Below are 351 nucleotides of genomic sequence, written 5' to 3' on the forward strand. Positions count from 1 at the left end.
TGTGCAAAGGCTTCAAAAACAGAGTGTAATTGTGCTTCCGTCATCCCCATCCCGGTATCAACGATGGCAAAGTATAAAAGATCAGGTTCAGGGCTGTTAATTATCACGGTGATTCCACCGTGCTCAGTGAATTTGATCGCATTACCAATAATGTTTGTGAGTACTTGTCTTAGTCGATCCGGCACCCCGTGATAATAGCGTTGTACATCTTCATCAATTTGTAATTCAAGATGTAAACCTTTGCGTTGCGCTTGTAGCCACAGTGTTGAGACAACAGAATCCACTTCTTCGACGAGATAAAAATCGCGGTATTCTAGCTGGAACTTGCCTTTATCTAGTTTTGCGCTATCT

The 351-nt window shown here is 42.5% G+C and carries 1 protein-coding gene; it reads right to left on the reverse strand.

Features of this window, described 5'->3' with window-relative positions; genetic code table 11:
- Positions 1-351 (reverse strand): sensor histidine kinase (locus tag DS885_RS02435; RefSeq protein ID WP_258546827.1); only part of this gene is annotated, 351 nt, incomplete at both ends.

The sequence above is a fragment of the Psychromonas sp. B3M02 genome, assembly GCF_003318165.1.
In the GTDB taxonomy this organism is placed as follows: Bacteria; Pseudomonadota; Gammaproteobacteria; order Enterobacterales; family Psychromonadaceae; genus Psychromonas.